The sequence below is a fragment of the Stenotrophomonas sp. YJH_SMC_127 genome, from assembly GCF_059372445.1.
In genome coordinates, this window is record NZ_JCAFVO010000001.1 from 494302 (window position 1) to 509736 (window position 15435).

The following is a 15435-nucleotide window of genomic DNA, read 5'->3' on the forward strand; positions in this document are numbered from 1 at the left end:
ATCACGCCTGGCGCATGCGCCGCGCGATGGCACTGCTGGCGGCGATCGTGGCAGTCAACGCCACCATCGACAGGAACTGCAGGCGGGTGTGCGACTCACTCAGCAGCAGGCCGAAGATCAGCGCAAGGATCGCCAGTGCACAGCAGGTCAGCCACGGGAAACCGGCCATGCGGAACGGCAGTCGGGTACCCAGACGATCCGCGCGACGACGCAGCACCAGCTGCGAGACCAGCGACAGCGTCCACACCAGCAGGCAGGTGGAACCGACGATGTTCAGCAGCACCGGCAGCACCCGGTCCGGGAACAGCAGTTCCATCACCGTGGCGGCAAAGCCGAACAGCACGCTGGCCAGCACGGCGATCACCGGCACCTGGCGCGGGTCGGTCCAGCCAAGCACGGCCGGCGCTTCGCGACGCTGCGCCAGCGAATACATCATGCGCGAGGCGCCGTAGAGGTTGGCATTGAGCGCCGACAGCAGCGCGATCACGGCGATCAGCGTGATGGCGGTGCCCGCGCCCGGGATGCGGGCGATGTCCAGCACGGCGGCGAACGGCGACTTCAGCGCCTCGCTGGTCCACGGCACCACGGCGATGATCACGCTCAGCGAGCCGATGTAGAACACCAGGATGCGCCAGGCCACGGTGCGGATGGCACGGGCAATGCTGCGCTCGGGGTCTTCGGTTTCGGCCGCCGCCACGGCCACGATCTCGGTGCCGCCGAAGGCGAACACCACCACCAGCAGCGCCGCGCCGATCCCGGCCAGGCCCTTCGGCGCAAAACCACCGTGTTCGGTGAAGTTGCTCAGGCCCGGGGAGGTCACCTGCGGCAGCCATCCCATCAGCAGCGCCACGCCAATGGCGATGAACGCCAGGATCGCCGCGACCTTGAGGATGGCGAACCAGAATTCGAACTCGCCGAAGTTCTTCACTCCGAGCAGGTTGATCGCGGTGAAGAACAGCATGAACGCCAACGCCGCCATCGGTACCGGTATCGCCGGCCAGACCGTGGCCAGCAGCCCGGCCGCACCCACTGCTTCGGCGGCGATCACGATCACCAGCTGCACCCACCACAGCCAGCCCACGGTGGCACCGGCGGTAGCGCCCATGGCGTCGGCTGCATACACCGAGAACGCGCCGCTGGTCGGTTTGGCCGCCGCCATCTCGCCCAGCGCGTTCATCACGATGATCACCAGCGCTCCGGCGACCAGATACGAAACCAGGACCGCCGGACCGGCCGCCTGCACACCCACGCCCGAGCCGAGGAACAGCCCGGCGCCGATGGCGCTGCCCAGGCCCATCATGATCAGCTGGCGGGGCTTGAGCGAATGTCCGAGGCGGGACGGCGAAGCGGTCGGAATCGAGTTGGGCATCGGCGGGGCTGGCGGCGGGCTACAGGGGCGACACCTTACCCTGTCCCGTGCCCACGGGGATAGGCACAGCGCAGCAGGCCGCTCAGGCCAGCGCCGGCTCGCCGACGTTCCCACCGATACGGGCACGATAGGCACGCGGCGAGAAACCGGTTTCAGCCTTGAACTTGCGGGTGAAGGCACTCTGGTCGCTGAAACCGCAGGCCTGGCCGATGCAGGCGATGCTGTCGTCGCCATGCAGCAGATGCATGGCCATCTGGATCCGCAGCCGGGTCAGCACCTGCTGCGGGGTCATCTGGAACACCTTGCGGAAGCTGCGCTCCAGCTTGGACAGCGAAAAGCCGGTGATGTCCAGCAGGGTCTGCATGCGCACGTTCTCGGCGTAGTGCGCGTTGAGGTGGGCCAGCGCCAGCCGCAGCTGCTCGTACTGGGTGCCGAGGCTGTCCTTCTGGCCAAGGTCGCGGGAAATGCCGATCAGGCCCTCGATGGCCCCGTCGACCACCAGCGGGCGCTTGCAGGTCAGGCACCAGCCCGGTTCGCGGTTGGCGAACAGGTGCAGCTCCATCAGGTTCTCGATCACCTCACCGGACAGCACGCGGGCGTCCTGGTCAACGTAGTCCGCACTGAGGCCGGTCGGGTAGATTTCGGCCGCCGTACGCCCGATCACGTCCTTGCGCGCGCGCAGACCCAGCCGCCGCAGCATGGTCTGGTTGACGTGGGTGTAACGCCCCTGGCGGTCCTTGATGAAGAACAGCACATCCGGGATGGCGTCGAACAGGGCTTCGATGTCGGCGGGCTCGACTCGCATGCGGCAAGCATACCCGAGCCTGCTTTTGCCCGTACGTTCACCTTTGCCGGACCGTGGTTTAACGGGGCTGGTTCCAGTGTCGTGGTTCCTTTTGATGATCCGGAGCCAACGTCCATGGCCGCCAGCAAGCCGACCGGCAAGCGCGCAACCGTCCCTGCCGAAAGCCACCGCCGGGGCGATGGCGATGAACTGCACCAGCAGGCCGGGGGTAGCCATCCGGCAATGACCACCGACCAGGGCATTCCGGTGGCGGACAACCAGAACTCCCTGCGGCAGGGACCTCGGGGGCCCACGCTGCTGGAGGACTTCATCCTGCGCGAGAAGATCACCCACTTCGATCACGAACGTATTCCCGAGCGCATCGTGCACGCACGTGGCAGCGCAGCACACGGCTACTTCGAGCTGACCCGATCACTGGCAGCCCATACCCGCGCACGCATCCTGACCGAGGTCGGCGTGAAGACGCCGGTATTCACCCGCTTCTCGACCGTGGCCGGTGGCGCAGGCTCGGTGGATACCCCGCGCGACGTGCGCGGCTTTGCGGTCAAGTTCTACACCAAGGAGGGCAACTGGGATCTGGTCGGCAACAACATCCCGGTGTTCTTCATCCAGGACGCGATGAAGTTTCCGGATCTGGTGCACGCAGTGAAGATGGAACCGGACCGCGCCTTCCCGCAGGCCGCGTCGGCCCATGACACGTTCTGGGACTTCATTTCGCTGATGCCCGAATCGATGCACATGATCATGTGGGCGATGAGCGACCGCGCCATCCCGCGTTCGCTGCGGATGATCGAAGGCTTCGGTGTGCACAGCTTCCGCCTGCTGAACGATGCCGGCGAGTCGACGTTCGTCAAGTTCCACTGGCGGCCCAAGCTGGGCATTCAGTCCACGGTCTGGGACGAAGCGTTGAAACTGCAATCGGCCGACAATGACTTCCATCGCCGCGACCTGTTCGAGGCCATCCAGCGCGGCGACTTTCCCGAATGGGAGCTGGCGGTGCAGCTGTTCACCGAAGAAGACGCCGACGCATTCCCGTTCGACCACCTGGATCCAACCAAGATCATTCCCGAATCGCTGGTGCCGTTGCAGGTGATCGGGCGCATGGTACTGGACCGCTGGCCCGACAACTTCTTCGCAGAGACCGAGCAGGTGGCGTTCTGCCCGGCCAACGTGCCGCCCGGCATCGACTTCAGCAACGACCCGCTGCTGCAGGGCCGCCTGTTCTCCTACCTGGACACCCAGCTGCTGCGCCTGGGCGGCCCGAACTTCCACCAGATCCCGGTGAATGCACCGAAGTGTCCGTTTGCCAATCATCAGCGCGACGGCCACATGCAGATGCAGGTGCCCAAGGGCCGCGTCGCCTACGATCCCAGCTCGCTGCAGGACGACAGCCCGCGCGAGACGCCTGCCGGATTCCGCAGCCATGCCAGCGCCGACGATGGCCGCAAGGGCCGCACCCGCGCGGAGAGTTTCGCCGACCACTACAGCCAGGCCCGGATGTTCTTCCGCAGCCTGGAAAAGCCGGAGCAGGCGCACCTGGCATCGGCGCTGGTGTTCGAGTTGTCCAAGGTGGAAACGCTGAAGGTGCGGGTGCGCACCGTCAGCCACCTGCGCAACATCGATGACGCGCTGGCGCAGCGCGTGGCCGATGGCCTGGCCCTGCCTGCGCTGCCCGACCCGGCCCCAACCGCCACGCCGGTGCGGGACATGCCACCCGCTCCCGAGGTGCGCGTGATCGGGCGTAACAAGCCCACCCTGCAGGGTCGCTGCATCGGCATCCTGTTCGACGAAGGCTCCGACGCGCGCGTGATTGCCAGCCTGAGCAAGGCCGCCCGGAAGGCAGGTGCAGACGTGAAGCTGGTCGCGCCAAAAGTGGGAGGCGCCACGCTGAGCGATGGCGCATTGCAGGCGGCAGATGGGCAGCTGGCGGGCACCCCGTCAGCCGTGTTCGATGCAGTAGCCGTGGTGCTCAGCCTTGAAGCCGCGAAGGCCTTGTCGAAAGAGAGTGCAGCCGTCGAATTCGTCAGCCAGGCGTGGGCACACCTGAAGGCCATCGCCAGCGACGCGGGCGGCCAGGTGCTGCTGAAGGCGGCGCGCGTCGGCAACGACCCCGGCATCATCGAAGCAGAAGACGCCAAGGCATTCCTGGCGGCGGCCGCCACCCGCCAGTGGGCGCGCGAACCCAAGCTGCGCCTGCTGGCCTGACCACAACGACAGGAGAATCGTCATGCCCCGTGGTGACAAATCCGCATATACCGAAAAGCAGAAGCGCCAGGCCGAGCACATCGAGCAAAGCGAACGTGATCGCGGCGCGAGTGAAGGCACCGCCGAACGCATTGCCTGGGCCACCGTGAACAAGCAGGACGGCGGCGGCAAGCGCGCCGGCAGTGCCCGCAAGGGCGCGAAGAAGGCGACCAGCAAGAAGGCTGCCAAGAAGGCGCCTGCCAGGAAATCGGCCACAAAGAAGGCCGCAACCAAGAGGACGGCGGCGAAGAAGGCACCTGCGAAGAAGGCGGTGGCAAAGAAGGCACCGGCTCGCAAGACCGCGACAAAGAAGGCCGCAAAGAAGACGGCGAAGAAGGCAGCGGTAAAGAAGGCGGGTACGGCCGCCGCGCGGAGCGCCGCCGCGAAGAAGGCAGCCAAGACGCGGGCCGCGAAGAAGACCGTGCGCAAGGCGGCGGCGAAGAAAGCCGCGCGCACGCGTGCACGCGGCTGAGTCTTCGATCAGGAGGGGAGCGCCCTCATCCATGCGGCAACTTCGGCTGAGGCTGCCTCGGCACGGGCCTGCAGCAGTAGATGCGGCCCTTCCAGCGATACGTGCCGGGCATCGGGCAACAAGACCTGCAGCTCGGCCACGCTGGGCGGCCACAACAGGTGGTCCTGTCGTGCATGCAGGCATAACGTCGGCAGCGTGAGCTTCGGCAACTGCGCGCGGACATCGATCTGCAGTGTCGCCGCAGCGCGCTGCCGCAGGATCGCGGTCGGTACCGCAGCGATCGCATGTCGCAGCTCGCGAAGGTTCATGCGTGTCCGCCAATGCCCCAGCAGAAGCCGGGCCAGCAACGCCAGCGGCGGCGGTGGCCATGCAGGGGCAAGCAAGCGTGCGCTCGCCGCTGGCAGCGGCACCGGTCGCCGCGCGAAGGTCGTACTCAGTATCAATCCGCGCAATCCCGGCGGTGAAGCCACCGCCAGTTCGATAGCCAGCGGCCCGGCAAACGATTCAGCCAGCAGCACAAAGGGAGAGAGGGGAAGCTGCGCGCGCAGGATCGACGCCAATGTGACGTAGTCCTGTGGCCCGTGCATGGGCAGCGGCAGCACCTGCACGGTAGCCCCCTCGTCCTGCATCGCTTCCACGAAGCATGTCGACAGCAGGCCGCTGCCATCCAGCCCGGGCAGCATCACGATCGGGAGCATCACGGCGTTCATCACATTGCTCACCTCTCAGGTCCCTTCGCACGACTCGCTGCCGCGCAGCTTCGCTTATCGGCTCGCCCCAGGGAAGTGCACGCCGCTGCTCGCGGCGCTACCCTGATGGCCCCGGACGGAACGAAGAAGGCGGCATGCGCAAGCCACGCTGGCTCAGCTGGACCGGCATTGCCCTATGCGCGCTCTATCTCGCGCTGACCGCCTGGCTGGTGCTCGATGCCCGGTCCAACAGCGACCCCAAGAGCGCCTACATCCTCATGCAACTGCCGGTGATGCTGCAGACCGCAGCACTCAACGTCATCGGCGTGGGACGCTGGCTTTCCGGAATGACCTGGATCACCGTCTACCTTCTGGTGATTCCTCCCACGCTTGGCGTGCTGTACGTGCTTGGGGCCATGCTCGGCAGCGTCCTGGAGCAATGAGGGCGATCCTCCCTGCTGCCTGAGCGGGCGATGCAAATACGGCCGCTCAAGGCGGCCGTATTCCTGTCACGGGGTCAGCAGCCTGCTCAGGCTGCACGGCGCGGCACGGCCGAAGCCACTGCGCCTTCCACCTTGAATACCGCTACCGACGTGGTCAGCGCATGCGCCTGTTCTTCCAGCGCGCGGCTCGCCGCAGTGGCTTCTTCCACCAGGGCCGCGTTCTGCTGCGTCACCTGGTCCATCTGCACCACCACCTGGTTGACCTGCTCGATGCCGGCGGCCTGTTCCTTGCTGGCCGCTGCGATGTCGCTCATCAGCTGGGTGGTGCGCGAACTGGCCTGGGCGACGCGTGCGATCGCTGCTTCCGATTCAACGGTCACCGCCAGGCCACTCTTCACCTTGGCAGCGGCGTCTTCGATCAGCTCCTTGATCTCCTTGGCCGCGACGCCGGCGCGCTGCGCGAGCGTGCGTACTTCGCTGGCGACCACGGCAAAACCACGGCCCTGCTCGCCCGCGCGCGCGGCTTCCACCGCAGCGTTCAGCGCCAGGATGTTGGTCTGGAACGCGATGCCGTCGATAACGGTGGAGATTTCCGAGATGCGTGCCGAGGACTGATCGATCTCACCCATCACCGAGGCCATCTGCGCCATCGCCTGCTCGGTCTCGCGTACGGCGGCACCGGCGGCATGCGCTTCGCTGTCGGCCTGACGCGCCAGCTCGGCGTTCTGGCGCACGGTGGAGGTCAGCTCCTCCATCGACGCGGCAGCTTCCTCCAGGTTGGCCGCCTGCTGCTCGGTGCGGCGCGACAGGTCGTTGTTGCCGGCGGCCAGTTCCTGTGCTGCGTTGTTGATGCTGTCGGCAGCCACCTGGATGCCCCGCACAATGCCGGTCAGCTGTGCGGTGGTGGTGTTGGCGTCGTCGCGCATGCGGGCGAACACGCCATCGTACTCACCGTCCATGCGTGCGGTCAGGTCACCGTGCGAGATCGCGCGCAGCACGTCGGAAACATCGGCAATGCTGGCCTGCGAACTGGCCATCATGCCGTTGAGGTGTTCGACCATCGCCTTGAACTGATACTGGAACGCAGCAGCATCGCCACGCATGCTGAAGTCGCCGGCGCGAGCCGCACGAGCCAGTTCATCGATCTGCGCGTTGATCGCCATCAGGCTCTGCTTTACCGCGGCCAGAGTGCGGGTCAGCGTGCCCTTCTCGCCCGGGTAGTCCGGCAGGTCACGGCTGAGGTCGCCGATCGCGTAACGCTGCATCACTTCGGCCATCAGCAGCTCCACCTGCACGTGCGATTCGACCAGGCTGTTGGTGGCCTGCACCATGCGGCCGAAATCACCGGGGAAGGCACTGTCGTCCATGCGATAGCGGATCGCACCCGCTTCGTGCTGCTCAGCCATCTGCAGCTGTGCGCCGATCGCCGCCTGCACGCTCTGCCGCACGCTGGCCATCGCCTCGCCCAGCTGGGTCAGTTCATCCCGGCCACCGAGGCGGAACTCCTGGTCCAGCTGGCCCTTGGACAGCCGCTCGGCCAGGTTCACCGCGCGCGCCAGCGGGCCGGTCAGGCTGCGGCCGATCATCACCGAGGCGCCGATGCCGGCAAGCAGCGCGACGCCGCCCAGCACCAGCAGCTGCAGCAGGCTGCGTTCGCCCAGGCGGATCGCTTCGGCGGCAGCTTCACGGCTTTCCTTCTCCTCGAAGTCCACGCCATCGGACAGCGCCTTGTTCCAGCCGTTGGCCGCTTCCTGCACCGGGCCCAGGGTCAGCGCCACGGCGCCGGGATAATCGCCCTGCTCCATCAGTTCGCTGGTCTGCTTGTTGAGCGGGCGCGCAACGGCACGCTTGGCCGCGATGGTTTCCGCGATGGTCTTGCCCTGGGCATCGCTGGGCAGCGCCTGGTAGGCGGTCCAGCTGGCCTCATAGCGCTTGACCAGGTCGGCGATGCGCTTCTCGTCGCTGCCGCGGTCTTCGCCCTGACGGATCAGCATTTCGCGGCGCACGACCATCATCTGGTTGTTGGCATCGAGCATCTGCGACAGCAGGCGCACCTTGGCCACGCTGACGTCGACCACCTGCTGCATCGCGCGCTTCTGCACGACACTGGCAGTGGCGCCGGTGGCCACCACGGCGGCGACCAGCAGCAGCAACAGGCCAAAGCCCAGCCCAAGACGCCAGGCAACCCTGACGTTCCTCAAGTAGTTCATCGGTACATCCAAAACGGGGGGATGCGCCCTTATCGGCGGCACGGCAGGCAATCTTGATCGCCCTCCATCGGTGGCTTCGGCCACGGTTCACCTTGGTGAGTCCCCGTCCCAGCGGCACCTGCCGCTGGCAATCGGCCGCAATGACATGCCTGCTCATGCGGGCATCAGATCCCTTTCACGGCGGCTCGGCGCTGTCTGCGGGCAAGGTGGCGGCGTACCTGCTGGAGATCCCAATGCCCTCATCTGTGTCCCGATCCACCCTGCTCGCACTCTCGCTGCTGGCGTCGCCGGCCTTCGCGCAGGTGCCGCCGCCCAACCTGCCCGCCCCCATTGCCGAGAAGGCCGACCCGGACACCGCAGTGCGCTCCGCACTGCATGCCCAGGTGCTGCTGGATCGCGCGAATTTCTCGCCTGGCCAGATCGATGGCGAAGTGGGCAGCAACCAGCGAAGCGCGGTGGCGGGCTTCCAGGCCGCGCATGGGCTGACCGTGACGGGTGAGCTGGACGACGCCACCTGGAAGGCTCTGCAGGCTGATACGGTGGGGCCGCTGGCCAGCTACACGCTGACTGCCGAGGATGTCGCCGGCCCGTTCCAGCCCATACCGAAAGGACCTGCCGCACAGGCCAAACTGAAATCGCTGGGTTTCAGCAGTATGGAAGAAGCCCTGGGCGAGCGCTTCCACGCCTCGCCGGAGTTGCTAAAGGTGCTCAATCCCGGCGTGGATCTGACCAAGGCTGGCAGCCGCATCCAAGTGCCCAACATCGCACCAGCGGCATTGCCGAAGGCGGCGAAGATCGTGGTCGACAAATCCGACTCCACCCTGCAGTTGCTGGATGCGCAGGGCAAGCTGATCGCGCAGGTGCCGGTGTCGTCGGGCAGCCAGCACGACCCGTTGCCGATCGGCGAATGGAAGATCCTGGGCGTGTATCGCGACCCGCCGTTCCACTACAACCCGAAGTTGTTCTGGGATGCGCGCAAGGGCGAAAAGAAGGCGACGCTGCCACCGGGCCCGAACAACCCGGTCGGCCGGGTCTGGATCGACCTGTCCAAGCCGCACTACGGCCTGCATGGCACACCCGAACCCAGCCACGTGGGCAAGACCGAATCGCATGGCTGCGTACGCATGACCAACTGGGATGCGGTGCGTGTGGCCGACGCAGTGGATACTTCGGTGCCCGTGGTGATGCAGGAGTAAGCCCATGCGTCTTTCGCAGCTGATCGTATTGGGCGTACTGCTGGGACTGGGGGCAGGTTGGTGGCTGCGTCGCGATGGGAGTGAGCCGGTAGCCGCCTCGCTGCCGGCAGCGCCATCGGCGGTGGCCGCCGCGCCGGTGGTCGAACCAGCGCCACGCGCAACGGCCCCACCCGCCACCACCGCGCCGCCGGCCGCGCAGGCTGCGGATGCACCGTCCGGCCTGCTGCTGCCGGTGCAGGGCATCCTGGCCTCGCAGCTGCACGATACCTTCACCGATGCGCGCAGCGAAGGCCGCGTGCACGATGCCATCGACATCCTGGCCGATGCCGGTACTCCGGTACTCGCGGTGGCTGATGGCACGGTGGAAAAACTGTTCGACAGCGAACGCGGCGGGCTGACGATCTACCAGTTCGAGCCCAGCGGACGCTGGTGCTACTACTACGCGCACCTGCAGCGCTATGCCGATGGCCTGGCCGAGAAACAGGCGATCAAGCGCGGGGATGTGATCGGCTACGTCGGCAGCACCGGCAATGCCAGCGCCGAGGCCCCGCACCTGCACTTCGAAGTGCATGTGTTGGGGCCGGAGAAGCAGTGGTGGAAGGGAGACTCGATCAATCCCTATCCCTTGCTGAAGTCGGCGGCACCGATGCCCGGCGCTGCTGGCGCCGCAACGCCACAGTAAAGACAGCCAACGCAGCCCCTGGAATCAGCAGGAACAGCGCCGCCATCTTCCAGAAAAAGAACGGCCACAGCCAGAGGTAGTCCAGGTCGGTCAGCTTCAGCAGACCCAGCGGCGGCTGCAGCTCGATGTCTGCAGTGCGTCCCGCCAGCGCCGGACCCACCTCCAGCACGGTTACCCGCAGCCATGAACGGCCGCGTGGCAATGCGTCGCCGCGACCGTAACCAAAGTAGGAGGCCATGAGGCCGCCGGACTCAGCCGATACCAGCGCGCGGTCGATGCCCTGCCCGGCCACTCCCCAACGCTCCCCTGCGCGGAAGTCTCCATGTTCGGTGGGAGTCTCGATGCGCAGCAGCACTTCAGGGTCAGCCTCTGTACCGTCCGCGGCATAGCGCAGGCGCAGCCGAAGCTGGTCATCGATGAGGCGGTAGACGGTGATCTGGGCGGTTGCGCCAGGGCGCAGCACCAGCGGCACCGTCTGCGTGCGCGAAGCCAGGGCATTGGCGGCTGCACCCAACACAAGTACCAGGCCGGCCATGCACCACAGGCTCCACGACACCCACAGGGTGACCCGCACTACCGTCCCGCCTTTCACGCTGACATCCTGGTCATCGCGTCGCTTCCCCGCTGGCCTGGCCACACAGTAACGAAAAAGCCCCGCGTGCGCGGGGCTTTTCCTGTCACCAACGCCGGGCATGGCCCGGCGCCACCTCAGGCGAACGGATCCTGCAGGACCATGGTGTGGTCGCGGTCCGGGCCGGTGGAGACGATGCTGATCGGGCAGCCGGCCAGCTCTTCCAGCGAACGCAGGTAGGCGCGTGCGGCCGGCGGCAGGTCGTCCCACTGGGTGATGCCGTGGGTGTTCTCGCTCCAGCCCGGGAACTCCAGGTACACCGGGGTGCATTCTTCCCAGCCCTGCGCGTCCAGCGGCGCGTACTCGGTGCGCTTGCCGTTGTATTCGTAGGCGATGCAGACCTTCAGCTTTTCCATGCCGTCCAGCACGTCCAGCTTGGTGATGCACAGGCCGCTGATGCCGTTGATGGCCACGGCGCGCTTCAGCGCGACGATGTCCATCCAGCCACAACGACGCGGGCGGCCGGTCGACGCACCGTACTCGGCGCCGCGGTCACGAATGCCCTGGCCGACTTCGTCGTCCAGCTCGGTCGGGAACGGGCCACCGCCGACGCGGGTGGCGTAGGCCTTGGCGATGCCCAGCACGTAGTCGATCGAATCAGCGCCGACGCCGGAACCGGCCAGCGCACCACCGACGGTGGTGTTGGAGCTGGTGACGTACGGGTAGGTGCCGTGGTCGATGTCCAGCAGCGCGCCCTGCGCACCTTCGAACAGCACGCGCTTACCCTGCTTGCGCAGGTCGTGCAGGATGCCGGCCACGTCGGACTTCATCGGCTGCACGTATTCGCCGAAGGCCAGCGCTTCGTCGAAGGTCTTCTGGAAGTCGACCGCATCGGTGTTCAGATACTTGGTCAGCACGAAGTTGTGGTAATCCAGCGCGGTGCGCAGCAGTTCTTCCAGCTGCTTCGGGTAATGCAGGTCGGCGATGCGGATGCCGCGACGCGCCACCTTGTCTTCGTAGGCCGGGCCGATGCCGCGGCCGGTGGTGCCGATCGCCTTGCCACCGGCTGCGCGCTCGCGCGCCTGGTCCAGGGCGATGTGGTACGGCATGATCAGCGGCGCGGCCGGGGAGATCTTCAGGCGCGAACGCACTTCCACGCCGGAGGCTTCCAGCTCGGCGATTTCCTTCTGCAGCGCAGCCGGCGAGATCACCACGCCGTTGCCGATCAGGCACAGCGCGTCGTCACGCAGGATGCCCGACGGGATCAGGTGCAGGACGGTCTTCTTGCCATTGATGACCAGGGTGTGGCCGGCGTTGTGGCCGCCCTGGAAGCGCACGACGGCGCCGATTTCCTCAGTGAGCAGATCGACGATCTTGCCCTTGCCTTCATCGCCCCACTGGGCACCCAACACTACGACAGACTGACCCATGACGGGCTCCTCGATTTGTTGCGGCCATCGGGGCCGCGGACGGGTAAACCGTGGCGGGGCTGGCCAGCACCTGGAGGGCGGCTCCAAACGGGGAGCGGCCGGCGATGGAGGGCCCAGACACGGAAAAAGCCGAACGGGGAGGCCCGTCCGGCTTTTGTGCATTATCCGGGTTTCCGGGGTCCGCTGCCACCTTTCCGACGGACGGCTTCACCGGCCGGTCAGCCGCCCCGCCCGGTCGTGCCGGCCGCTGGCCGGCAATGCCAACCAAGGTTGGCATCTACCAGAGCCTGGCCACGCAGGTGCAGGTCGGTCAGCCGCCCCGCCCGGTCGTGCCGGCCGCTGGCCGGCAATGCCAACCAAGGTTGGCATCTACCAGAGCCTGGCCACGCAAGTGCAGGCCGGTCAGCTGCCCCGCCCGGTCGTGCCGGCCGCTGGCCGGCAATGCCAACCAAGGTTGGCAGCTACCAGGGCCAAGCCACGCTGGTGCCGGTCAGTCAGCCGCCCCGCCCGGTCGTGCCGGCCGCTGGCCGGCAATGCCAACCAAGGTTGGCAGCTACCAGGGCCAGGCCACGCTGGTGCCGGTCAGTCAGCCGCCCCGCCCGGTAGTGCCGGCCGCTGGCCGGAAATGCCAACCAAGGTTGGCATCTACCAGAGCCTGGCCACGCAGGTGCAGGGCGGTCAGCTGCCCCACCCGGTAGTGCCGGCCGCTGGCCGGCAATGCCAACCAAGGTTGGCAGCTACCAGGGCCAGGCCACGCAGGTGCAGGTCGGTCAGCCGCCCCACCCGGTCGTGCCGGCCGCTGGCCGGCAATGCCAACCAAGGTTGGCATCTACCAGGGCCTGGCCACGCTGGTGCCGGTCGGTCAACTGCCCCGCCCGGTAGTGCCGGCCGCTGGCCGGCAATGCCAACCAAGGTTGGCAGCTACCAAGGCCAGGCCACGCCCGTAGACGCAGGCGGCCGCGCCGGGGCGTCTAGTGCCGCACCCACCACAGCAGGCTCAGGCCGGCCAGCAGCACCAGTCCGCCGAAGCTGCGCAGGGCCGGGCTGGGCAGGTCCAGCAGGCGTTCGGCCATGCGCTTCCAGGCGAACGGCGCGACGAACAGGAACAGGCCTTCCAGCACCGCGACCAGGCAGACGGCGGCGAACAGATCTTTCATCGGAACTCCGAAAAAAAGCACGGGGCCCGGCAGTTGGCCGGGCCCCGTGGGGTAATGCCCTGCGACCTCAGCGGTCGTTCTTCAGGTACTGCAGGAACGGGTCGTTCTTGTCGAGCACGATCACGCCGTTGCCGTCGGTCATGGAGCCGCGGTACGCCTCCAGGCTACGGTAGAACGCGTAGAACGATGGGTCAGCCGAACCGGCCTTGCCGTAGATGCGGGTGGCTTCCGCATCACCTTCACCGCGCAGGCGCTGTGCATCGCGCTCGGCCTCGGCGATCAGCACGGTGCTGTCACGGTCGGCCTGGGCGCGGATGGTCAGCGACTGTTCCTCGCCTTCCGCGCGCAGCTTGGCGGCTTCCTGCTTGCGCTGGGCGCGCATGCGCTCGTACACATCGTTGATCACCTGGCTGTCGGTGGGCAGGTCCACCTGCTTGATGCGCAGGTCGATCATCTGCATGCCCAGGCCGGCCACGGCCTCGTTGATTCCCTTCAACTGCTCGGCGATCAGCTCACTGCGGTCGCCGGACACCAGCTGCTGCAGGGTGCGCGAGTTGATCTGGTTACGCAGCGAATCGGTGATGATCGGCGCCAGGCGGGCGTTGGCCACGCGCGGGTCGCCGCCGGTGGCACGGAAGTAGTCACCCACGTTGGAGATGTAGCCGATGGCGAAGAAGTCGACGCTGACGTCCTTCTGCTCGGCGGTGAAGTAGCGCGCCGGCGCGGTGTCGAGCACCTGGAAGCGGCGGTCGAAGACCTTCACCGTTTCCACCACCGGCACCTTGAAGTGCAGGCCTGGCTTGATGTCCGAACGCACCACCTTGCCCAGGTTCAGCACCATGGCGGTCTGGTCCTCACGGACCACATACACCGAGCCGAGCAGGCCCAGCACCACCGCCACGATCACGGCGATCCAGATAGGACTCTTCATCGGCTGCCCTCCTCACGGCCGCTCGGTCGCCCGGTCGGGCGGCCCACCGGCCGGCCCGGATCACGGGAAGCTTCCACCGCTGCGCCCGGCAGCGACGGCATGACCACGTCCGGGTTTGCCACTGCGGCCGGGGCCGACGTGGTGGGACGGGTGTCGCCGGTCATCGGCACGTAGATCAGCTGGCGGCCATCGCCGCCGATCACCTTGCGGTTCTCGCTCAGCACCTGCTGCACGGTCTCCAGCCACAGGCGCTTGCGGGTCACTTCCGGCGCGTCCTTGTACTGGGCCTGCAACAGGCTGAAGCGCTGCGCGTCACCCTCGGCCTTGGACACCACCGCCTGCTTGTAGCCTTCGGCGGTGGTACGGGCGCGCGAGGCCTGGCCCCGGGCTTCCGGCACGACCTTGGCGGCGTAGGCCTGGGCTTCGTTGATCAGGCGTTCCTTGACCTGCTGGGCACCATTGACCTCGTCGAAGGCCGGCTTCACTTCCTCCGGCGGACGCGCGTCCTGCAGGGTCAGCCCGGTCACGGTCAGGCCGGTCTTGAACGCCTTCAGCAGCGCCTGCAGGCGCTCCTCGGCGGCCACGGCCAGCGGGCCACGGTTGTTCAGCACGGCATTGAGGTCGGCGCGGCCGACTTCCTCGCGCACCGCGCTCTGCGCCGACTGCTCCAGCACCTGGTTGGCATCGACCGTGCCGAACAGGTACTGCTGCGGATCGTCGATGCGGTACTGGACGTTCAGCGAGACGTTGACGATGTTCTCGTCACGGGTCAGGACCGGCACCTGGATCGAGAAGGTCTTGATCTCGGTGGCGTTGACCTTGGTGACCGACTCGATCGGCCACGGCAGCTTGAAGTTCGGGCCGGGCTGCAGGATGCGCGAGAACTGGCCGAAGCGCAGGACCACGCCACGCTGCTGTTCACCGATCAGCTGGAAGCTGGAGAACAGCACCAGCAGCACCACGGCCGCCACCACCCAACGCACGATGCCGCCGTCGAACAGGTCCTTCAGCGGCCCGGGCAGTCCGCCCCAGCCACCACCATTGCCACCGCCGCGCGACCCGAACGGCCCGCGTCGATTGTCCTCGGGGCCTTGTCCGCCCTTGTTGCCGCCGGGTGTATTCCAGGCCATGCACGCTCCATCAAGATGTGGGCTGCGGCGCGGGCCCTTCCCGCGGCGCCAGCCGTGAAACCATTACCGATCATACAAGATGGGGCGGATCGGCAGGATCGAAAGG

General features: G+C 67.0%; 14 protein-coding genes. 5 read left to right on the forward strand and 9 right to left on the reverse strand.

Annotated elements, in window-relative coordinates; all coding sequences use genetic code 11:
• Position 1 precedes the first annotated feature (1 nt).
• On the reverse strand, positions 2-1369 hold the full coding sequence (locus tag AC5QAB_RS02275) for an amino acid permease (RefSeq protein ID WP_014648020.1): 1368 nt from the start codon (positions 1367-1369) through the stop codon (positions 2-4).
• 82 nt (positions 1370-1451) lie between these two features.
• The gene (locus AC5QAB_RS02280; protein WP_014038112.1) at positions 1452-2174 is read right to left on the reverse strand and encodes an AraC family transcriptional regulator; all 723 of its coding nucleotides are present in this window, start codon (positions 2172-2174) and stop codon (positions 1452-1454) included.
• Between the two features lie 114 nt (positions 2175-2288).
• Between AC5QAB_RS02280 and AC5QAB_RS02285 the strand changes: the two genes are divergently transcribed.
• Entirely contained in the window at positions 2289-4379 is a 2091-nt protein-coding gene (locus AC5QAB_RS02285) for a catalase (RefSeq protein WP_401734394.1), read from the forward strand.
• A gap of 22 nt (positions 4380-4401) precedes the next feature.
• Positions 4402-4890, forward strand: a complete 489-nt coding sequence (locus AC5QAB_RS02290) for a hypothetical protein (protein ID WP_046431976.1) — start codon at positions 4402-4404, stop codon at positions 4888-4890.
• 8 nt (positions 4891-4898) lie between these two features.
• Here AC5QAB_RS02290 and AC5QAB_RS02295 read toward each other — a convergent pair whose 3' ends face one another.
• Complete coding sequence (locus tag AC5QAB_RS02295; RefSeq protein WP_495233200.1) at positions 4899-5600, reverse strand: alpha/beta fold hydrolase; 702 nt, start codon at positions 5598-5600, stop codon at positions 4899-4901.
• Positions 5601-5734: 134 nt separating this feature from the next.
• Between AC5QAB_RS02295 and AC5QAB_RS02300 the strand changes: the two genes are divergently transcribed.
• Positions 5735-6022 carry a hypothetical protein gene (locus AC5QAB_RS02300; RefSeq protein ID WP_053495719.1) on the forward strand — a complete coding sequence of 96 codons (288 nt, stop codon included), beginning with the start codon at positions 5735-5737 and terminating at the stop codon, positions 6020-6022.
• Positions 6023-6108: 86 nt separating this feature from the next.
• Here the strand turns inward: AC5QAB_RS02300 and AC5QAB_RS02305 are convergent, their stop codons facing one another.
• Entirely contained in the window at positions 6109-8232 is a 2124-nt protein-coding gene (locus AC5QAB_RS02305; protein WP_014648026.1) for a methyl-accepting chemotaxis protein, read from the reverse strand.
• A 233-nt stretch (positions 8233-8465) separates the two neighbouring features.
• Between AC5QAB_RS02305 and AC5QAB_RS02310 the strand changes: the two genes are divergently transcribed.
• Both AC5QAB_RS02310 and AC5QAB_RS02315 read left to right on the forward strand, forming a co-directional pair.
• Positions 8466-9428 carry a L,D-transpeptidase family protein gene (locus tag AC5QAB_RS02310; RefSeq protein ID WP_495233128.1) on the forward strand — a complete coding sequence of 321 codons (963 nt, stop codon included), beginning with the start codon at positions 8466-8468 and terminating at the stop codon, positions 9426-9428.
• A gap of 4 nt (positions 9429-9432) precedes the next feature.
• Complete coding sequence (locus AC5QAB_RS02315) at positions 9433-10110, forward strand: M23 family metallopeptidase (RefSeq protein ID WP_495233129.1); 678 nt, start codon at positions 9433-9435, stop codon at positions 10108-10110.
• Here AC5QAB_RS02315 and AC5QAB_RS02320 read toward each other — a convergent pair.
• The 5 genes from AC5QAB_RS02320 to hflK all read right to left on the reverse strand — a co-directional run bounded on the left by AC5QAB_RS02320 (position 10040) and on the right by hflK (position 15329).
• The gene (locus tag AC5QAB_RS02320; RefSeq protein ID WP_069116242.1) at positions 10040-10702 is read right to left on the reverse strand and encodes a hypothetical protein; all 663 of its coding nucleotides are present in this window, start codon (positions 10700-10702) and stop codon (positions 10040-10042) included. The two genes, AC5QAB_RS02315 and AC5QAB_RS02320, sit on opposite strands and share 71 nt — an antisense overlap.
• 116 nt (positions 10703-10818) lie before the next feature.
• Positions 10819-12111: an adenylosuccinate synthase gene (locus AC5QAB_RS02325; RefSeq protein ID WP_014648029.1), complete on the reverse strand. Its 1293-nt coding sequence runs from the start codon at positions 12109-12111 to the stop codon at positions 10819-10821.
• 971 nt (positions 12112-13082) lie between these two features.
• Positions 13083-13268: a DUF2065 domain-containing protein gene (locus tag AC5QAB_RS02330; RefSeq protein WP_005414170.1), complete on the reverse strand. Its 186-nt coding sequence runs from the start codon at positions 13266-13268 to the stop codon at positions 13083-13085.
• A 67-nt stretch (positions 13269-13335) separates the two neighbouring features.
• Positions 13336-14199 carry a protease modulator HflC gene (hflC, locus tag AC5QAB_RS02335; protein ID WP_014648031.1) on the reverse strand — a complete coding sequence of 288 codons (864 nt, stop codon included), beginning with the start codon at positions 14197-14199 and terminating at the stop codon, positions 13336-13338.
• Positions 14196-15329 (reverse strand): FtsH protease activity modulator HflK, encoded by a 1134-nt coding sequence (hflK, locus tag AC5QAB_RS02340; RefSeq protein WP_005418335.1) that lies wholly within the window; start codon positions 15327-15329, stop codon positions 14196-14198. The genes hflC and hflK overlap by 4 nt, the downstream gene beginning before the upstream one ends.
• Between the last annotated feature and the right edge of the window lie 106 nt (positions 15330-15435).